At 59.3% G+C, this 18,841-nt stretch carries 13 protein-coding genes; 7 read left to right on the top strand and 6 right to left on the bottom strand.

Annotated features, from left to right (window positions below):
• Positions 1-106: 106 nt before the first annotated feature.
• Both ACG2K1_RS08575 and ACG2K1_RS08570 read left to right on the top strand, forming a co-directional pair.
• A complete protein-coding gene (locus ACG2K1_RS08575; RefSeq protein ID WP_009424877.1) occupies positions 107-625 on the top strand; it encodes a cytochrome c in 519 nt (172 codons plus the stop codon).
• Positions 626-654: 29 nt separating this feature from the next.
• Entirely contained in the window at positions 655-1,401 is a 747-nt protein-coding gene (locus ACG2K1_RS08570; protein WP_395428775.1) for a formylglycine-generating enzyme family protein, read from the top strand.
• A 90-nt stretch (positions 1,402-1,491) separates the two neighbouring features.
• Here ACG2K1_RS08570 and ACG2K1_RS08565 read toward each other — a convergent pair whose 3' ends face one another.
• Positions 1,492-1,854 carry a transcriptional regulator gene (locus tag ACG2K1_RS08565; RefSeq protein ID WP_395428776.1) on the bottom strand — a complete coding sequence of 121 codons (363 nt, stop codon included), beginning with the start codon at positions 1,852-1,854 and terminating at the stop codon, positions 1,492-1,494.
• Between the two features lie 136 nt (positions 1,855-1,990).
• Here ACG2K1_RS08565 and ACG2K1_RS08560 point away from each other — a divergent pair, with 136 nt between their 5' ends.
• Both ACG2K1_RS08560 and ACG2K1_RS08555 read left to right on the top strand, forming a co-directional pair.
• On the top strand, positions 1,991-3,232 hold the full coding sequence (locus ACG2K1_RS08560) for a factor H binding protein domain-containing protein (RefSeq protein WP_395428777.1): 1,242 nt from the start codon (positions 1,991-1,993) through the stop codon (positions 3,230-3,232).
• A 234-nt stretch (positions 3,233-3,466) separates the two neighbouring features.
• Complete coding sequence (locus ACG2K1_RS08555; protein WP_395428779.1) at positions 3,467-4,879, top strand: surface lipoprotein assembly modifier; 1,413 nt, start codon at positions 3,467-3,469, stop codon at positions 4,877-4,879.
• A gap of 180 nt (positions 4,880-5,059) precedes the next feature.
• Here ACG2K1_RS08555 and ACG2K1_RS08550 read toward each other — a convergent pair whose 3' ends face one another.
• The 5 genes from ACG2K1_RS08550 to ACG2K1_RS08530 all read right to left on the bottom strand — a co-directional run bounded on the left by ACG2K1_RS08550 (position 5,060) and on the right by ACG2K1_RS08530 (position 12,311).
• Entirely contained in the window at positions 5,060-6,673 is a 1,614-nt protein-coding gene (locus ACG2K1_RS08550) for an ABC transporter ATP-binding protein (RefSeq protein WP_094030887.1), read from the bottom strand.
• Between the two features lie 25 nt (positions 6,674-6,698).
• On the bottom strand, positions 6,699-7,607 hold the full coding sequence (gene oppC / locus ACG2K1_RS08545; RefSeq protein ID WP_009425765.1) for an oligopeptide ABC transporter permease OppC: 909 nt from the start codon (positions 7,605-7,607) through the stop codon (positions 6,699-6,701).
• A gap of 98 nt (positions 7,608-7,705) precedes the next feature.
• Positions 7,706-8,626: an oligopeptide ABC transporter permease OppB gene (oppB, locus tag ACG2K1_RS08540; RefSeq protein ID WP_094030888.1), complete on the bottom strand. Its 921-nt coding sequence runs from the start codon at positions 8,624-8,626 to the stop codon at positions 7,706-7,708.
• Between the two features lie 174 nt (positions 8,627-8,800).
• Positions 8,801-10,603 carry an aminopeptidase P family protein gene (locus ACG2K1_RS08535; RefSeq protein WP_395428780.1) on the bottom strand — a complete coding sequence of 601 codons (1,803 nt, stop codon included), beginning with the start codon at positions 10,601-10,603 and terminating at the stop codon, positions 8,801-8,803.
• An 88-nt stretch (positions 10,604-10,691) separates the two neighbouring features.
• Positions 10,692-12,311, bottom strand: coding sequence for a peptide ABC transporter substrate-binding protein (locus ACG2K1_RS08530; RefSeq protein ID WP_395428781.1), 1,620 nt, complete (start codon positions 12,309-12,311; stop codon positions 10,692-10,694).
• A gap of 316 nt (positions 12,312-12,627) precedes the next feature.
• Between ACG2K1_RS08530 and greB the strand changes: the two genes are divergently transcribed.
• The 3 genes from greB to putA all read left to right on the top strand — a co-directional run bounded on the left by greB (position 12,628) and on the right by putA (position 18,689).
• Complete coding sequence (greB, locus tag ACG2K1_RS08525) at positions 12,628-13,116, top strand: transcription elongation factor GreB (protein WP_009425770.1); 489 nt, start codon at positions 12,628-12,630, stop codon at positions 13,114-13,116.
• A 241-nt stretch (positions 13,117-13,357) separates the two neighbouring features.
• The gene (putP, locus tag ACG2K1_RS08520) at positions 13,358-14,884 is read left to right on the top strand and encodes a sodium/proline symporter PutP (RefSeq protein WP_395428782.1); all 1,527 of its coding nucleotides are present in this window, start codon (positions 13,358-13,360) and stop codon (positions 14,882-14,884) included.
• Between the two features lie 196 nt (positions 14,885-15,080).
• Positions 15,081-18,689, top strand: a complete 3,609-nt coding sequence (gene putA / locus ACG2K1_RS08515; RefSeq protein WP_395428783.1) for a bifunctional proline dehydrogenase/L-glutamate gamma-semialdehyde dehydrogenase PutA — start codon at positions 15,081-15,083, stop codon at positions 18,687-18,689.
• The last annotated feature ends 152 nt before the right edge of the window (positions 18,690-18,841 follow it).

Here is an 18,841-nt window from a genome sequence, read left to right as displayed (position 1 = left end):
ACCGTAGATTAAGGGCAAAAATCCTGTCTGCCCGCAACCATTCCAACACCGCCGGACAATAACCGACAACAAACAACCGGCTGCCGAAACCGCAAAGGAACATATCATGAAATACACACAGCCGTTTGCCGCCACACTCTGCCTGCTGCTTGCTGCCTGCAACGGCGGGGAGAAACAGACCGCTGCTCCAACGCCTTCCGAACAACCGCCGGCAGCTTTGAAGCCGTCTGAAAACACGCAGGCGGCAGCATCGGAGCAGGCTTCTGCCGCACAAACAAGCGCCGAGGTCGAAGTGCCCGCGCACCTCAAAGCAGGCAAAGACATCTACGACAAACGCTGCAAAGCCTGCCACGGCATCGACGGCAAAGGCTCGAACGCCGCCCTGCCGCCGCTTGCCCAAGCCGACTATTTCGCCGGCGACAAAATGCAGCTTGTCGCCTCCATTACGCACGGCATACGCGGCAAAATCACCGTTAACGGCAAAGAATACGACGGAATCATGCCCTCCTTCCCCATGAAAGACGAAGAAGTGGCCGCCGTCTCCACCTATGTATTAAACTCGTTCGGCAACGGCGGCGGAGAAATCAGCGCCAACGAAGTTGCCGCCTACCGCAAAACAAAATAACCCGACAACCCATCCGAAGAGAGCGCAATATGAAAAAAACCGTACTTTGCAGCCTGCTTGCCCTCCTGCCCGCACTCGCGGCGGCAGGCGAAATGGCCGACCTGCCCGGCGGCACCTACCGCCCCCTCTACCTTGCCGCCGACGCCCCGCTGGCCAAAGTCGGCGCCTTCAAAATGGACAAACTGCCCGTTACCAACGCCCAATTCTACGAATTCGTCAAAAAAAATCCCCAATGGCAGCGCGGCAAACTCGGCAGCAAACAGAGCGACCGCCACTACCTCTCCCATTGGGTTAAAACAGCAGACGGCTACGCCCCGCAGAAAGCCGACCTGAACAAGCCCGTCGTCTTCGTTTCCTGGTTTGCCGCCAATGCCTACTGCACCGCACAGGGCAAACATCTGCCCACCATCAACCAGTGGGAATTCGCCGGGCAGGCATCCGAACTCAAACCCAACGGTGCCAACGAAAAAGCCTACCGCGACACCATCCTCAACTGGTACGCCCAAGGCAGCCGCAACGGTCTGCGCGAAGTAGGTCGTCTGAAACCCAACTACTGGGGCATCCACGATATGCACGGCTTGATTTGGGAATGGACGGAAGACTTCAACAGCAGCCTGCTCAACGCCGGCGGCGTCGATGCCTCCATGTTCTGCAGCGGCGCTGCGGCCGGAGCAACCGACCCCAGCAACTACGCCGCTTTCCTGCGCTACGGTTTCCGCACCAGCCTGCAATCCAAATTCTCCGTCCACAACTTAGGCTTCCGCTGCGCACAGTAAAGCCCTTGAAATGGAAAGGCCGTCTGAAAACAAAAAATGTTTTCAGACGGCCTTTTTGCCGCTTTCAGACGGCCTCTCCGGCAAACCCCGTTATCCGCCTTGATGCAGCAGCACAATCAAAGCGCGGCGTTTTTCCGGCGACAGCGCGCGGAAATACGACAACAGCAGCATCTCGTCTGCCGAAACATTGCCGCAATCAAGCGCCATCCTGCCGTGGCGCAGCCATTCCGGAGTGGTATCCAGCCATTTTGCCAGCGTATCGATTTTGTCCGCAGTCGGAATTGAACGCCCCGTCAGCCAATGGTGGAAAGCCTGGGTGCTCACCGGCTGGTTGGGATGGCGCAGATTGAAACGGTTGGCCAGATTCGCGCCCGACAGCGTATCCAGCCCCGCCAGCTTGAGCGCGGTTTGCAGCCTTTGGCTGAAATCCACCTTATCTTGTTCGGTATGCATAGCGGCGGATTATGTATAAGCGTCTGTCGTGAAATTTAAACAGAAAGGTTGGTAATTTAAACTTAACTATTAACAAACGTAAAGAAAGAGTAAATACAATCCATAACACATTACCAACCATATAGGGAATCATACTATGTCTTTACAAAAAGTCAGCGCACTAACCGTTATCGCCCTCAGTCTCGCCGCCTGCGGCGGTGGAGGCGGCAGCAGCCCCTCCACCAAATCTGCCCCTACCGCTCCTTCGGTCAAACCCGGAAACCAGTCGAAAAACGACGAAGCAAAAAAAGCGGAAGAAAAACGCAAAGCTGAGGAAGCCCGTAAAGCTGAAGAAAAACGCAAAGCTGAGGAAGCCCGCAAGGCCGAAGAAAAACGCAAGGCCGAAGAAGCCCGTAAAGCTGAAGAAAAACGCAAGGCTGAGGAAGCCCGCAAAGCCGAGGAAGCCCGTAAAGCTGAAGAAAAACGCAAGGCTGAGGAAGCCCGCAAAGCTGAAGAAGCCCGCAAAGCCGAAGAAGCTCGTAAAGCTGAAGAAGCCCGCAAGGCCGAAGAAAAACGCAAAGCCGAAGAAAAACGCAAAGCCGAAGAAGCCCGCAAAGCCGAAGAAGCCCGTAAAGCTGAAGAAAAACGCAAGGCTGAGGAAGCCCGCAAAGCCGAAGAGGCACGTAAAGCCGAAGAAGCCCGCAAAGCCGAAGAAAAACGCAAGGCTGAGGAAGCCCGCAAAGCTGAAGAAGCGCGTATTGCCGCGCGTAAGGCCGATTTGGTGAAAAAAGCCACCGAAGCGGGTTTGAACCAAAAACAGGCCGAAGATTTTGCTGCTGCTAACTTAGAAGTGGCTGATTCCGAGATTAAGTCAGCTCTGGATGCTGCTGTGTTACAAGCCGCAATTGACAATGCGAAAGGCTCGTTTGCTTCACAATATGCAATTGGGGAAATTATTGCCAATAGTCGTTCGAGCGCATCTGCAACTAGAAATGCCTATACACAGGAAGATCGGACTCAGACAGTTGTTTATAACCAACCATATTCGATTGTCGTGGGGGATTATTCGGGTAGTTTGTCCTATAACAATCAAAGCGGACAAATCCTTTCGGATGATCGAACTTCGTCTATTGTTATCAGTGGTTTGAAAACATTAGAAAATGCCATTCCTACTATTGGTTCGGCAATTTATAACGGAAAGGCATTTAACGGGGCATACCAAAGTATCTTTGATTGGAATACATATGAAAGCTCCAACAAAATTAAAGAAGGGGTTTTGTCTTATACAGTTAACTTTGCCGACAGAACCGGATTTGGTTCGATTACTGGCTTAGGCGACAAGATTGATTTGAAACAAGGCAGCATCTCGGGTTCAGGCATTAGTTCAACTGCTGAATAGGGTTATCGTACAGGTAGTTATTTGTTGGATTTCTACGGTAAAGCCGCAGAAGAGATCGCAGGCAAAGTTTTATTCAATAACAAAGATACTATCGGTTTTGGCGGCCAGCGCGGCGAAATCAAAAAATAAACCCGCACGGCAAGGGCTTTAAACCGCAACAGGCCGTCTGAAAAGCGTTTTCCGTTTTCAGACGGCCTTTTTCCGCAATCCGAACAATCTCCGATACCCGAAACCATGAACAAACTTCCTCTGCTCCTGCTGCCGTTTCCGCTGGCGGCACTGGCCGACGGGCCGACCGTGCGCGTGCCCGATCCGCTGTTTTTTGAAAACCGCGAGGAGGCGCAGATGCCGTCTGAAAACCTGCCCGAGCCTGCGTCTGCCGCGCCGCTTTCAGACGGCCTTTCGCCGCAAAACGGTTTGGAAGCACAAATCAATTATGCGGTTTTCCGCCGCGACTGGCAGGCTTTGCCGCCGCTGCTGGCGCGTTACCGCAATCTGCCCGCACGCGACCAAACGCTTTACGATTACGCGCTGGGCGCTTTGCGCCGCGCCCAGTTGCGCCATAAGGAAGCAATCGCGCTGTATCGCGGCATTGTCGGGCGGCATCCCGATTTGGCCTATCCGCGTTTCGACTTGGGTGTGATGCTGTTTGAAGACCGGCAATACCGCGCTGCCGAAACCGAGCTGCAACGCGCCCTGCCTGATTTGTCGCCCGAAATGCAGAACATTGCCGGCCGATATTTGGCCGCCGTCCGCGAGGCCGAAAGCTGGCAGCCCGATGTCTCGCTGCAATACGAGGCCACGGACAATGTGAACAATGCCGCCGACGCACGTTTTATCGAAATCGACGGCAAAAGATGGCAGAAAACCGCCGACAGCCTGCCGCAGCGGGCACACGGGCTGCGTTACGGCGTATCTGTGTCGCGCGAAAAAAATCTCGGCGGACACCATTATGCCTACGCCAAACTGGGCGGCGACGGTGTCGCTTATTGGGACAGCCATGATTTCGACGAGCAGAGCCTGAACATTGCCGCAGGCTATAAAAACCATTCGGCGGCGCGCTCGTTCGGCCTTGTGCCGTTTGCCGAAACCAATTGGCTGGGCGGCAGCCGCTACAACCGCGCCGATGGGGTGCAGGCCGATTTTTCCCGCCGCTTCGGTGCGAAATGGCGCGTGATGCTGAATGCGGGATATGTCCGCAAACGCTATCGGGAGCCGCATATTGCAGAGCGCTACAACGGCAAAATGCCGCTGGCGGGAGTAACGCTGATGTATGCCGCGCCAAAGGGCTGGCTGCTTTACGGCGGCGCGGACTGGTCGCACGATCTGACGCGCGAAACTGAGCAGGCTTCGATACGCAAAGGCATCCGCATCGGTACGGCGAAAACCTTTTCAGACGGCTTGGGCATCCGCGCCAATCTGCGCTATACGCGCCGCAGTTTTGACGGCGACGGTTCGCTGGTTTACCTTTTTCCCCGTAAAGACCGCGAATTTCAGGCTCATGTTTCGCTGTGGCACGGAAAGATTTCATGGAAAGGCTTCACGCCGCGCTTGAATTTCCGCTATCTGCATATCGGCAGCAATATGCCTGCGTTTTATTCGCGCAAAAATGCGCAGTGGTTTGTCAGCGTGGAAAAGTCGTTTTGAGTGTTTAAAGGCCGTCTGAAAACTGGAATATTGGTTTTCAGACGGCCTTTTGCCGTTGGTAATGCGGTTTCGCTGTATCAGGCGGACACCGATGGAAGGCGTGCCGCCACGATGCCGCCGTTTGTATCAGTAGGCCGTCTGAAAATGTTTCAGACGGCCTCCTTGTCTTGCTGTGCCTGTTTACAAATCGAATGCGGCGTTGATGAGGCGCTGCGTGTATTCGGTTTGCGGGTTGCTGAAAATCTGTTCCGACGTACCGTATTCGACCATTTCGCCTTGGCGCATGACGATGACGTTGTTGCTGACGGCGCGCACGACGGAGAGGTCGTGGCTGATGAACATATAGGTCAGGCCGTATTTGTCTTGCAGGCCGCACAAGAGTTCGACGACTTTGACCTGCACGGAGCGGTCGAGGGCGGAGGTGGGTTCGTCCAGGAGGATGAACTTCGGCCGCAGGATGACGGCGCGGGCGATGGCGATGCGCTGGCGCTGGCCGCCGGAAAATTCGTGCGGGTAGCGGTTGAGGGCGGAGGTGGGCAGGGAAACTTCTTCGAGCACTTCCAGCACGCGTTCGATGCGCTCTTTTTTCGACAGCTGCGGCTGGTGGATGCTCAGGCCTTCGCCGACGATTTCGCCGACGGTGAGGCGCGGCGAGAGTGAGCCGTAGGGATCTTGGAAGACGATTTGCCGTTCGGCTTGCAGACGGCGTGTTTCTTCTTTGGACAGGTTTTGCAAATCGCGGCCTTCGAAGGAGATTTGGCCGGTGTAGGGCAGCATCTGCATCACGGCTTTGCCGAAGGTGGATTTGCCCGAGCCGGATTCGCCGACGATGCCGAGGGTTTCGCCGCAGCGTACGCGCACGTCTATGCCTTTGACGGCGTCGAACACTTTTTTCGGTTTGCCGAAGAAGGTTTTTTCCAGCGTGAAGCGCACGCGCACGTCTTTGGCGTCGATCAGCAGGTCGGGATCGCCCTGCACGGGTTCGCGTACGCCGGTGGGAATGGCGTTGATGAGTTCGACGGTGTAGTCGTGTTTGGGTTCGGCAAAAACCTGTTTGATTTTGCCGCGTTCGACGATTTCGCCGTTACGCATGACGCAGACGGTTTCGGAGTAGTGTTCGGCCAAGCCCAAGTCGTGGGTGATGAAGATGATGGCCATGCCCATCTGTTTTTGCAGATCGTGCAACAGGTCGAGGATTTCGGCCTGGATGGTGACGTCGAGGGCGGTGGTCGGTTCGTCGGCAATCAGGAGGTCGGGGCTGTTGATGAGCGCCATGGCAATCATGATGCGCTGGAGCTGGCCGCCGGAAAATTCGTGCGGATATTGTTTCAGACGGCGTTCGGCTTCGCGGATGCCGACGCGTTCGAGCAGTTCGAGGATGCGTTTGCGCGCTTCGGCTTTGCTCCATCCTTTGTTGTGCAGGAGCGCGGTTTCCATGAGCTGTTTGCCGATACGCATAAAGGGGTTGAGCGAGGTCATCGGCTCTTGGAAGATGACGCTGATGCGGCCGCCGCGCAGGTTGCGCAGGGTTTTTTCGCCGGCATCGAGGATGGAGGTGCCGTCGAAGACAATGCGCGAGCCGCTGCCGTAGCGGGTGAGCTTTTCGGGCAGAAGGCGCATGATGGACATGGAGGTGACGGATTTGCCCGAACCCGACTCGCCGACGAGGGCGAGGGTTTCGCCTTTGGCAACTTTGAAGCTGACGCCGCGCACGGCGTGGACGGTGTGGTTGTGCAGGTCGAAATAGACGTTGAGGTTTTCTACCGTCAGCAGGTTTTCTTTGTTTTCGTTCATCGTGTGTTTCCTTTGCGGCTGCGGATTATCTGTCTTTCGGGTCGAGCGCGTCGCGCAGGCCGTCGCCGATGAAGTTGAAGCAGAAGAGGGTGGTGACGAGGAAGAAACTGGGTACGAGCAGCTGCCAGGGGGCGGTTTCGATGGTGAGCGCGCCCTCTTGCAGCATCGAGCCCCAGCTGGTCATCGGCTCCTGCACGCCCAAGCCGAGGAAGCTGAGGAAGGATTCGTACATAATCATGCCGGGCACGAGCAGGGAGGCGTACACCATCACTACGCCCAACACGTTGGGGATGATGTGGCGGACGACGATTTTGCGCCGCGACAGGCCGCTGACGCGGGCGGCTTCGACGAATTCTTTGTGTTTCAGGCTCAGGGTCTGGCCGCGCACGATGCGGGCGACGTCCAGCCACGACACCAGGCCGACGGCGGCGAAAATCAGGATGAGGTTGCGGCCGAAGAAGGTGGTGAGCAGGATAACGAAGAACATGAAGGGGAAGGCGTTGAGGATTTCGAGAAAACGCATCATCAGCGAGTCGATTTTGCCGCCGAAGAAGCCGGCCAGCGCGCCGTAGAGCGTGCCGATGACGACGGCAACCAGCGCACCCGACAGGCCGACGAGCAGCGAAATGCGGCCGCCGACTGCGGCGCGCGAGAGCAGGTCGCGGCCGAGGGAGTCGGTGCCGAGGAAGTGTTTGTCGGCAAAGGCGGGCGGCGAGGACATGGCGTCCCAGTCGGTGAAATCGTAGGTGTAGGGCGCGATAAGCGGCACGAAAATGACGAACAGGGTGATCAGGACGAGTACGACGATGCTGTAAAACGCGGCTTTGTTTTTGCGGAAACGGCGCCATGCGTCCTGCCACAGGCTGCTGCCTTCGATCGGAGCGCTTGCGGCGGCCGAGGCCAAGGCTTCGGCGGTTTTTTTCTTAAATATCATGTTTGTGTCTCTCAATGTCCGGCCGCGCGCGCGGGTGTTTCAGACGGCCTGACGTGCTGTGAGGCCGTCTGAAAGGGTGCGCTGTGCGGCGCGCGGTGTCAGTAGCGGATTTTTGGATCGATCAGGGCATAGAGGATGTCGAGAACGGCGTTGAAGAGGATGGCGAGCACGCCCACCAATATGGTCAGCCCGAGGATCATGCCGTAGTCGCGGTTGAGTGCGCCGTTGACGAAAAGCTGGCCGATGCCGGGCAGGTTGAAGATGGTTTCCACCACAATCGCGCCGGTGATGATGCCGACCAGCGCCGGGCCGAGGTAGGACACAATCGGCAGCAGGGCGGGGCGCAGCGCGTGTTTCAATACGATGGTGCGCATCGGCAGGCCTTTGGCGCGGGCGGTGCGGATAAACGGGCTGTTGAGCACTTCGATCATCGCGCCGCGCGTGATGCGGGAGATGCTCGACACGTAGCTGATGGACAGCGCGGCCACGGGCAGAATCAGGTTGGGCAGCGCGCCGTCGTTCCAGCCGCCTGCGGGCAGCCATTGCAGGATAACGGCGAAAATCAGCACCAGAATCGGCGCTTTGACAAAGCTGGGCACGACCACGCCGGTCATCGCCAGCGTCATCAGGGTGTAGTCCGCCCAAGTGTTCTGTTTGAGCGCGGCGACGATGCCCAAAAGCATGCCGAGCACGGCGGCGATAACGAAGGAGTAGAGGCCGATTTCCAGCGACACGGGCAGCGCCTGCGCCAAAAGCTCGTTGACGGAGAAGTCTTTGTATTTGAACGAGGGGCCGAGATCGCCCTGCGCCAGCTGCTTCACATAGTGGAAGTATTGCAAATACATCGGGTCGTTGAGGTGGTATTTGGCTTCGATGTTGGCCAGTACGGCGGGCGGCAGGTTGCGTTCGCCCGTGAAGGGGCTGCCCGGCGCGAGGCGCATCAGGAAGAAGGATACGGTAATCAGCACCAGCATGGTGGGGATGGCGGCCAATATCCGTTTGATGATGAATTTCAGCATAATCGGGTCGGTTTCCGACGGCTTGCGCCGTCTTGCTCTGCCGTGCTGCCGCGTTTGTGAGGCCGTCTGAAAGCGGGGTTTCGACGAAGGGAAAACGGCGGGGCAGGGCAGGGGTTGGTCGGAAGGGGCCGTCTGAAAAGCGCTTTCGGTTTCAGACGGCCTGTGCGGCGGCGCTTATCCGCGCGTCAGCGGCTCGGTGCGTTCGATGAGCCAGCCTTTGGCCGCGCCTTCGGTTAAGGGGGCAAGGCGGCTGCGGACTTGGGCGTGGTAGTCGTTGACCCAGCGGATTTCCTCGTCGCTCATCAGTTCGGGCAGCATCAGGCGCGTGTCGATCGGGCAGAGGGTGAGTGTTTCGAAATACAGGAATTTGCCGAACTCGGTTTCTGCGGGGTGTTCTACCGGCATATTGGCGGCGAGGTTTTCGATGCGGATGCCCCATTTGCCCGGGCGGTAAAGGCCGGGTTCGATAGAGGTAACCATGCCTTTTTTCATGGCGTGGTTGGGATTGGGCACGGCGGCGCAGGCAATCAGCTGCGGGCCTTCGTGCACATTGAGGAAATAGCCCACGCCGTGTCCCGTGCCGTGGCCGTAGTCGCATTGCGCCTGCCACAGCGGTTTGCGGCAGACAGCGTCAATCATCGGCCCGGCGATGTTTTCGGGGAACACGGTTTCGTCCAGCGCGATGTGCGCTTTCAACACCAGCGTGTAGTCGCGTTTTTGCGCTTCAGACGGCCTGCCCACGGGTACGACACGGGTAATGTCGGTGGTGCCGCCCCAGTATTGGCCGCCCGAATCGATCAGCAGCATACCGTCGCCTTCGATGACGCTGTGGCTCTCTTGCGTTGCGCTGTAATGCGCCATCGCCGCGTTGGCGTTGAAACCGGCAATCGTGCCGAAACTGGGCGAGATAAATCCCGGACGTTGGCTGCGGTGTTTCAGCAGCATGGTATCGACATCGACTTCGGTAACGCGCTCGCCGGCGGCCAGCTTCTGCTCAAACTCGGCAAAAAAGCCGCACAAGGCTGCGCCGTCCTGTGCCATCGCTTCGCGGATATGGGCGATGTCGGCATCGGATTTCATCGATTTAAACAGCGTGCTGGGGTTGATGTTTTCAATCAGGTTTACCGACTCGGGCAGCTTGGCCAGCGTGCTGACGGCGGTTTTGCCCGGCTCGACCAGCAGGCTGCCCTGCAAGGCGGCCAGCGCGGCGGCGGCTTCGGCATAAGCGCGCGCTTCGATACCGGCGGCTTTGAGCGCGGTGGCAGAATCGGCGTTGAAGCGGCTGTGGTCGGCAAACAATACGGCCGTGTCCGCACCAATCAGCAGGAAAGACAGAAATACGGGGTTGTAGGGTACGTCGTTGCCGCGCAGGTTGGTAATCCACGCGATGTCGTCGAGCGAAGAAACCAGATGGTAATCCGCGCCCTGCTCTTTCATGGCGGCGCGCACGCGGGCGAGTTTTTCCGCCGCGCTTTCGGATACATAATCGGGATGGTGGATGTAAACGGTTTCAGACGGCATGGCCGGGCGGTTTGCCCATACTTCGTCCAACAAAGTTTCAGGATGGGCAACGCGGATGTTTTTCGCCGCGAGCGCCTGCTCCAGCGCACGTTTGCCGGTAAGCGACAGCATATCGGCGGGCACGCCTACGGTTGCGCCCTCGGGCAGGTTGGCGGCCAGCCATTCGGTGTAGGGGGCGACTTGGCCGCTTTTTTGCAAACCGATGCCGGTGCCGGCAAGCTGGTGTTCGGCCTGCTCCCAATAGCGGCTGTCCACCCACACGCCGGCATCGTCGGCAGTTACGGCCAGTGTGCCCACCGAGCCGGTAAAGCCCGACAAATCGCGCCGCGCCTGCCAGTGTTCGGGTAGGTATTCGGAAAGGTGCGGGTCGGCGGAAGGAATGACGAAAGCGTCCAAACCGTGTTTTTTCATGGCTTGGCGAAGCGCGGCCAAGTTTTCTCGAGGTGTTGCAGTCATGTTTTGCTCCTAGCGGATTCTGTGTGTTTTTCAGACGGCCTTTTTCAGACGGCCTCCGTGCTGCATGAGGCCGTCTGAAAAGGGCTTGTTATTTTTTCGGCGCGATCGACCAGTGTTTGACGGTGTAGTTGCGCAGCGGGTCGTGGGTGGAGAAGCCTTCGATGTCGGGTTTCACCAGTTGGACGGCTACCTGGTGGTAGAGCGGGATGAAGACGGAATCGCGTTGCAGCATCGCTTCGGCCTCCGTGTAGAGTTTCGCACGCTCTTCGGGCGTGGCGCCTGCGGCCAGTGTGGCGTCGAGCGTTTGGTCGAAGACGGGGTTGTGGTAGAAGAAACGGTTGTTCGGGCTGTTGGAGCGGAAGGTGTTGAGCATGCCCGAAGGTTCGTTGTAGTCGGAACACCAGCCAGCGAGCGCGATGGCGAAATTGCCCGACTGGCGCGTGTCCAGATAGGTTTTCCATTCCTGGTTGATCAGGTTGGGCTGGATGAATGGCACGGCGGTTTTCCAGATGGATTGCAGCGCGGTAATCTGCTTGCGCGAGGTTTCGTTGGTGCTGTAGAGCACTTCGAAGGTCAGCGGGTTGGACTCGTTGAAGCCCGCTTCGTTCAGCAGGCGCGTGGCTTCGGCGGTTTTTTTCTCTTTGCTCCAATCCTTCCAGTCGGGCGCGGTTTGGGTGATGCCCTGCATTTCGGGCGGAGTGAGCTGGAAGGCGGGCACGTCGCCCCTGCCGCTGACTTTGGTGACGATGGTGCGGTCGGCGAGCATATTGAGCGCGCGGCGCACTTTCGGGTTGTCGAAAGGGAAGGCTTTGTTGTTCGGTTCGAGATAGAAGGTGCACAAGATGGTGGTTCTGCGCACCTGGCCGGGGAATTCCTTGTCGGCGGTTTTGATCTGGTCGGACGGAATGCCGTAGGTCACGTCGGCTTCGCCTGCGCGGTAGCGGTTGAATTCGTTGGGCGCGGGCAGGAACATGACTTCGGGTACGGACACGGAGGCTTTGTCGTAATAGGCGGGATTTTTTTCCAGCAGGATGTGGCTGTTGACGCGCCATTCTTTCAGTTTGTATGCGCCGCTGACGACATAGTTTTCCGGCTGCGTCCATTTGTCGCCGTATTTTTCCACCGTGGCTTTGTGCACGGGGTAGATCCACGGCTGGACGAGCATGTCGGGGAAGTAGGGCACGGGCATGCTGAGGGTGAATTGCAGGGTTTTTTTGTCGAGGGCGCGGATACCGAGCGCTTCGGGCTTGGCTTTGCCGGTGAGCACTTCTTCGGCGTTGATGACTTTGCCGTCGGCCAGGTAGCCGGCATAGGGCGCGCCGGTTTCGGGGTCGGCGAGACGGCGCAGGCTGTAAACGAAATCTTCGGCGGTGATCGGGTCGCCGTTTGACCATTTCGCGTCGCGCAGGTGGAAGGTCCAGACTTTGTCGCCGTCGCTTTCCCATTTTTCCGCCAGCGCGGGAACGGTTTTGCCTTCGCCGTCGGTGCCGACGAGGCCGTCCATCATCTGGCGGATAATGGCGCCTGCGGCCGAATCGCCGCTTTTTTGCGGATCGAGGGTGCCGGGTTCGACGCTGTTGCCGATAACGATGCGGTTGTAGTTGCTGCGTTTGAAGGGCTTGGCAACGGGTTCGCTGCCGCCGCAGGCCGCCAGCGCGAGGCAGGCGGCCAGGCAGGCGGCGGGGAGGGTTTTGGAGGTGGGGTTCATGAAACGGGTGCTCCTCTTGTCGGTTTTCTTTTTCTGTCGCCCGCGCCGTGCGCACAGCCTTTTCGGCGGTGCAGGCGGCGGGACGTATCGTCCGGCAGGCGGCGCAATCGGACACAAAACGCACGCGGGAGGGGTGTTTTTCGTGCCGCCGTTGCGCGGGGCTGCAAAATGTATAAAGTTTTGTGCGCATTGTCAAACAATATTATCGGACTTTAAGTTGTGTAAAGGAGTGGTGTGGCGGCGGCGCTTTGCCGGCAGCGTGCGCGGCGCGGTCTTTTGTTAAAATCGCGCTTTTTTCAGACGGCCTACCCGAGTCATGAGCGACACTCCGAACTACATCACGCCCGCAGGCTGGCAGAGCCTGAAAGACGAGCTTTATCATTTGGTGAACAAAGAGCGCCCCGAAATCGTGCAGGTGGTGAACTGGGCGGCTTCCAACGGCGACCGCAGCGAAAACGGCGACTATCTCTACGGCAAACGGCGGATGCGCGAAATCGACCGCCGCATCCGTTTCCTCACCAAGCGGCTGGAAGCGGCGCAGGTGGTCGATCCCGAAACTCGCGAGCCGACCGATCAGGTGTTTTTCGGCGCAACCGTCACCCTGCTGCGCGGCAGCGGGGCGGAGCAGACGGTGAGCATCGTCGGCATCGACGAAACCGATACGGCGCTGGGCAAAATTTCGTGGATTTCGCCGCTGGCGCGCAGCCTGATTAAGGCGCGCGAGGGCGACGAGGTGCTGCTGCACACGCCCGAGGGCAGGGAGCGGATCGAAATTCTCGAAGTGGCTTATGTGAAGATAGACTGAGCCCGCCGCCTTTTCATTCCGTTGAAACTCCGTTTTCAGACGGCCTCCGAGTATGCGGGAGGCCGTCTGAAAAACGTTCGGGCGCGTGAAAACCCGTTTTGCTTAGCACAAACTACGCCTTTCTTTGCAATTATTGACAAAAAATAGCCAAGTCAAGTATAACGGCGGCGCATCCGCGCGGCGCCGCCGCAGCTGCGGATCCGACCTAAAAAAGAAAAACCTTGAAGAAAGAGTAGAGCTTATGAATCCCATGTATGTCACCTTCGCCATCTATCTGGTGGCGGTTCTCCTGATCGGCCTGGCCGCATATTTCTCCACCCGCAATTTCGACGACTACATTCTCGGCGGCCGCAGTCTCGGCCCCTTCGTTACCGCCATGTCGGCGGGCGCGTCCGATATGTCGGGCTGGCTTTTGATGGGTCTGCCCGGCGCGATTTATCTGAGCGGCCTGAGCGAAGCCTGGATCGCCATCGGCTTAACCGTCGGCGCTTATTTCAACTGGCTGTTGGTGGCCGGCCGCCTGCGCGTGCACACCGAGCATGCCAACAACGCGCTGACGCTGCCGGACTATTTCTTCCACCGCTTCGGCGCCGGCGGCCATCTGATGAAGGTGGTTTCCGCGATTATCATTCTGTTTTTCTTCACCATTTACTGCGCTTCGGGCATCGTGGCGGGGGCAACTCTGTTCCAGAGCCTGTTTGAAGGCATGACTTACAACCAGGCCATGTGGCTGGGTGCGGGCGCAACCATCGTCTATACCTTCCTCGGCGGCTTTTTGGCCGTGAGCTGGACGGACACCCTGCAGGCTTCGCTGATGATTTTCGCCCTGATTCTGACGCCGGTGATGGTGTATCTGGGCTTGGGCGGCGCCGAGCAGATGTCCGCCGCCATCCAGGGCGTGGCCGCCGAAACCGGCAAACAATACGGCAGCCTGCTGGCCGGTACGACTTTTGTCGGCATCGTTTCCACCGCCGCCTGGGGCTTGGGCTATTTCGGCCAGCCGCACATTCTGGCGCGCTTTATGGCGGCCGAAAGCGCCAAATCGCTGGTATCCGCCCGCCGCATCGGCATGACCTGGATGATTCTGTGTTTGGGCGGCGCGGTGGCCGTCGGCTATTTCGGCATCGCCCACTTTGCCGCCAACCCGGCCGACGTTGCCGCAATGAAAGGCAACCACGAGCGCGTGTTTATCGCCCTGTCCACCCTGCTGTTTAATCCGTGGATTGCCGGCGTGATTCTGAGCGCGATTCTGGCGGCGGTGATGTCCACCCTGTCCTGCCAGCTTTTGGTATGCTCCAGCGCGATTACCGAAGACTTCTACAAAGGCTTTCTGCGTAAAAACGCGCCGCAGGCCGAGCTGGTGTGGGTCGGCCGTCTGATGGTGTTGGCGATTGCCGTGATTTCCATCCTGATTGCCGCTGACCCGAACAGCAAAGTGCTGGGGCTGGTGTCCTACGCTTGGGCAGGTTTCGGCGGCGCATTCGGACCCGTCGTCATTCTGTCGGTGTTTTGGAAACGCATTACCGCATCGGGCGCGCTGGCGGGCATGGTGGCCGGTGCTGTGACCGTGGTGATGTGGGCGGAGTATGTGAAAAAACCCGCCATCGCCGCAGGCCAAAACGGCTGGCTCACCGTGTACGAAATCGTCCCCGGCTTTATCGCCTGCGCCCTGGTTGCCGTGCTGGTGTCGCTGATCGGCAAGGCTCCGTCGCAGGAGGTGCAGGAGCGTTTTGAAAAGGCCGACGCCGACTACCGCGCCAGCCGCTGACCCCCGTTTCCGGCTCTGCCTATCCCTTTTCAGACGGCCTCCTGCTGAGGCCGTCTGAAAAGCCGTCAGAGCCGTTGAAAACGCTGCGCCGAAACCATGTGCGGCGTATAATTGACAAGATTTTTCAGACGGCCTTTTGCAGGTTGGAGGCCGCCTGAAACGACACTACCGAAACCCTCTTGGAGAACCTCAAAAAATGTTTGATTTTGCCTTTCCGGCGCAAACCGCCCTGCGCCAAGCCGTCACCGATGCCTACCGCCGCGACGAAATCGAAGCGGTAAACGATATGCTGCAACGCGCGCAAATGAGCGAAGAAGAGCGTAAAAACGCCGACGAACTCGCCCGACGCCTCGTCACCCAAGTGCGCGCCGACCGCACCAAAGCCAGCGGCGTCGACGCGCTGATGCACGAATTTTCCCTGTCCAGCGAAGAAGGCGTGGCACTGATGTGTCTGGCCGAAGCCCTGCTGCGCATCCCCGACAAAGAAACCCGCAACAAACTGATTCAGGACAAACTCTCCGGCGGCGACTGGAAAAGCCATTTGGGCAACAGCCCCTCGATGTTCGTCAACGCCGCCGCATGGGGTCTGCTGATTACCGGCAAACTCACCAAGCCCAACAGCGACGACAGCCTGGGCGCCGCGCTCACCCGCCTATTGGGCAAAGGCGGCGAACCCCTGATCCGCAAAGGCGTCGACTACGCCATGCGTATGCTCGGCAAACAGTTCGTCACCGGACAAACCATCGAAGAAGCCCTGCAAAACGGCAAAGAGCGCGAAAAAATGGGCTACCGCTACTCCTTCGACATGCTCGGCGAAGCTGCCATGACCGAAGCCGACGCCAAACGCTATTTCCAAGACTATGTGAACGCCATCCACGCCATCGGCAAAGACGCCGCAGGACAGGGCGTATACGAAGGCAACGGCATTTCCGTCAAACTCTCCGCCATCCACCCGCGCTACGCCCGCGCCCAGCACGAGCGCGTCATGGCCGAACTGCTGCCGCGCCTGAAAGAATTGTTCCTGCTCGGCAAACAATACAATATCGGCATCAACATCGACGCCGAAGAAGCCAACCGCCTCGAACTCTCGCTCGATCTGATGGAAGCGCTCGTTTCCGATCCCGATCTGGCGGGCTACCACGGCATCGGCTTTGTCGTGCAGGCCTACCAGAAACGCTGCCCCTTCGTGATCGACTATCTGATCGACCTTGCCCGCCGCAACAACCAAAAACTGATGATCCGCCTGGTAAAAGGCGCGTATTGGGACAGCGAAATCAAATGGGCGCAGGTCGACGGACTCAACGGCTACCCCGTCTACACCCGCAAAGTCCACACCGACATCTCCTATCTGGCCTGCGCGCGCAAACTCTTAGACGCACAAGACGCTGTCTTCCCGCAGTTTGCCACCCACAACGCCTACACACTCGCCGCCATCTACCAAATGGGCAAAGGTAAAGAGTTCGAACACCAATGCCTGCACGGCATGGGCGAAACCCTGTACGACCAAGTCGTCGGCCCGCAGAACCTCGGCCGCCGCGTGCGCATCTACGCCCCCGTCGGCACGCACGAAACCCTTTTGGCCTACCTCGTGCGCCGCCTGTTGGAAAACGGCGCCAACACCTCCTTCGTCAACCAAATCGTCGACGAAAACATCAGCATCGACGAACTCATCCGCAGCCCCTTCGACACCATCGAAAAAGAAGGCATCCACCTGCACCCCGCGCTGCCCCTGCCGCGCAAGCTCTACGGCAACGGCCGTCTGAATTCGCAGGGCGTGGATTTGAGCAACGAAAACGTCTTGCAGCAGCTTCAGGCCGACCTGAACGCCGCTACCGCCGACACCTTCCAAGCCGCTTCGATTATCAACGGCAAAGCCGCCCAAGGCCTGCCCGCAACCGAAGTGCGCAACCCCGCCGACCACAGCGACATCGTCGGCACAGCCAGCTTCGCCGATGCCGACACCGCGAAAAAAGCCGTTGCCGCCGCCGTTGCCGCGCAAAAATCGTGGGGCGGCACCCCCGCCGCCGAGCGTGCCGCCATCCTGCGCCGCATCGCCGACCTCTTTGAAGAGCACACCGCGCAACTGATGATGCTGGCCGTGCGCGAAGCAGGCAAAACCCTCAACAACGCCATCGCCGAAGTGCGCGAAGCCGTCGACTTCTGCCGCTACTACGCCGACGAAGCCGAGCACACCCTGCCCGCAGGCACGCACGGCATCGGCACCGTCGTCGCCATCAGCCCGTGGAACTTCCCGCTGGCGATCTTCACCGGCGAAGTCGTCGCCGCCCTCGCCGCAGGCAATACCGTCGTTGCCAAACCCGCCGAGCAAACCGGCCTCATCGCCCACTACGCCGTCGGCCTCATGCATCAGGCGGGCATCCCCGCCGAAGCCCTGCAACTCGTTCTCGGCGCGGGTGACGTCGGCGCGGCGCTGACGCAGGACGAACGCATCGCCGGCGTTATCTTCACCGGCTCGACCGAAGTCGCACGTCTCATCAACCAAACCCTGGCGCGCCGCAGCGACAACCCCGTCCTCATCGCCGAAACCGGCGGCCAGAACGCCATGATCGTCGACTCCACCGCCCTGTCCGAGCAAGTGTGCGCCGACGTCGTCAACTCCGCCTTCGACAGCGCAGGCCAGCGCTGCTCCGCCCTGCGTATCCTGTGCGTGCAGGAAGACGTGGCCGACCACATGGTAGGCATGATCAAAGGCGCGATGGACGAACTCGTCCTCGGCAACCCGCAGCAGCTCCACACCGACGTCGGCCCCGTTATCGACGCCGAGGCACAGCACAACCTGCTCGCCCACATCGGCAAAATGAAAGGCGCGGCCAAAGCCTGCCACGAAATCAGGCCGTCTGAAAGCGTGAACGGCGAAGCCTCCACCTTCGTCAACCCCGTTCTGTTCGAACTCGACAACCTCGACCAGCTGCAACGCGAAGTCTTCGGCCCCGTCCTGCACGTCGTCCGCTACCGCGCCGGCGAACTCGACCGCCTGATCGACCAAATCAACGGCAAAGGCTACGCCCTCACCCATGGCATCCACAGCCGCATCGACGGCACAGTCGACCACATCCGCAGCCGCATCGAAGCGGGCAACGTCTACGTCAACCGCAACATCGTCGGCGCCGTTGTCGGCGTGCAGCCCTTCGGCGGCCACGGCCTCTCCGGCACCGGCCCCAAAGCAGGCGGCTCCTTCTACCTGCAACGCCTCAGCCGCCTGAGCCACTGGGTGCAGCCCGAGTTGACCACCCCCGGCCAGGCCGACGAAGCCGCGCTGAAAAAACTCGAAACCGTCCTGCACGGCCTGCCGCTTACCCAAGAGCAGAAACTCGAAGCCGCCGCCGCCCTCGGCCAGGCACGCTTCCGCACCCTGAAAGCAGCCGAAGCCCTCCTGCCCGGCCCCACAGGCGAGCGCAACGCCGCCAGCTGGCACGCCCCCAAACGCGTCTGGCTCTACGGCGGCGACCTCGCCCGCAGCTTTGCCGCCCTCGCCCAATTGGCCGCCTCCGGCATCCAAACCGTCGTCGAACCCGGCCACCCCCTGGCCGGATACGCCGACAAACTCGACGGCCTGCTGGCGGTAAACGACCGCCCCGAAGTCCTCGGCATCAGCCATGTCGCCGCCCTGGACGCACTGCCCGCCGAACGCAAAGAAGAGCTGGCCAAAACCGACGGCGCACTCATCCGCATCCTGCCCTCGGAAAACGGCCTCGATGTCCTGCAAGTGTTTGAAGAAATTTCGTGCAGCATCAACACCACCGCCGCAGGCGGCAACGCCAGCCTGATGGCAATGGGCGACTGAGCAGACTTCCGTTCCGCAACAAAAGGCCGTCTGAAAAACCGCGAAAGCGGTTTTTCAGACGGCCTTTTTCAGACGGCCTCTCGGCTGCATCGGCATTTCACTCCCTCCCCTGCGCCCAAGCGCGGGGGAGGGCAGAGGAGGGGGCACAGAAC

It is taken from the genome of Neisseria sp. 23W00296 (assembly GCF_044772855.1).
Taxonomy (GTDB): Bacteria; Pseudomonadota; Gammaproteobacteria; order Burkholderiales; family Neisseriaceae; genus Neisseria.
Note: the sequence above shows the minus strand (reverse complement) of the source record. Positions and strands in the feature narration are given on the sequence as shown.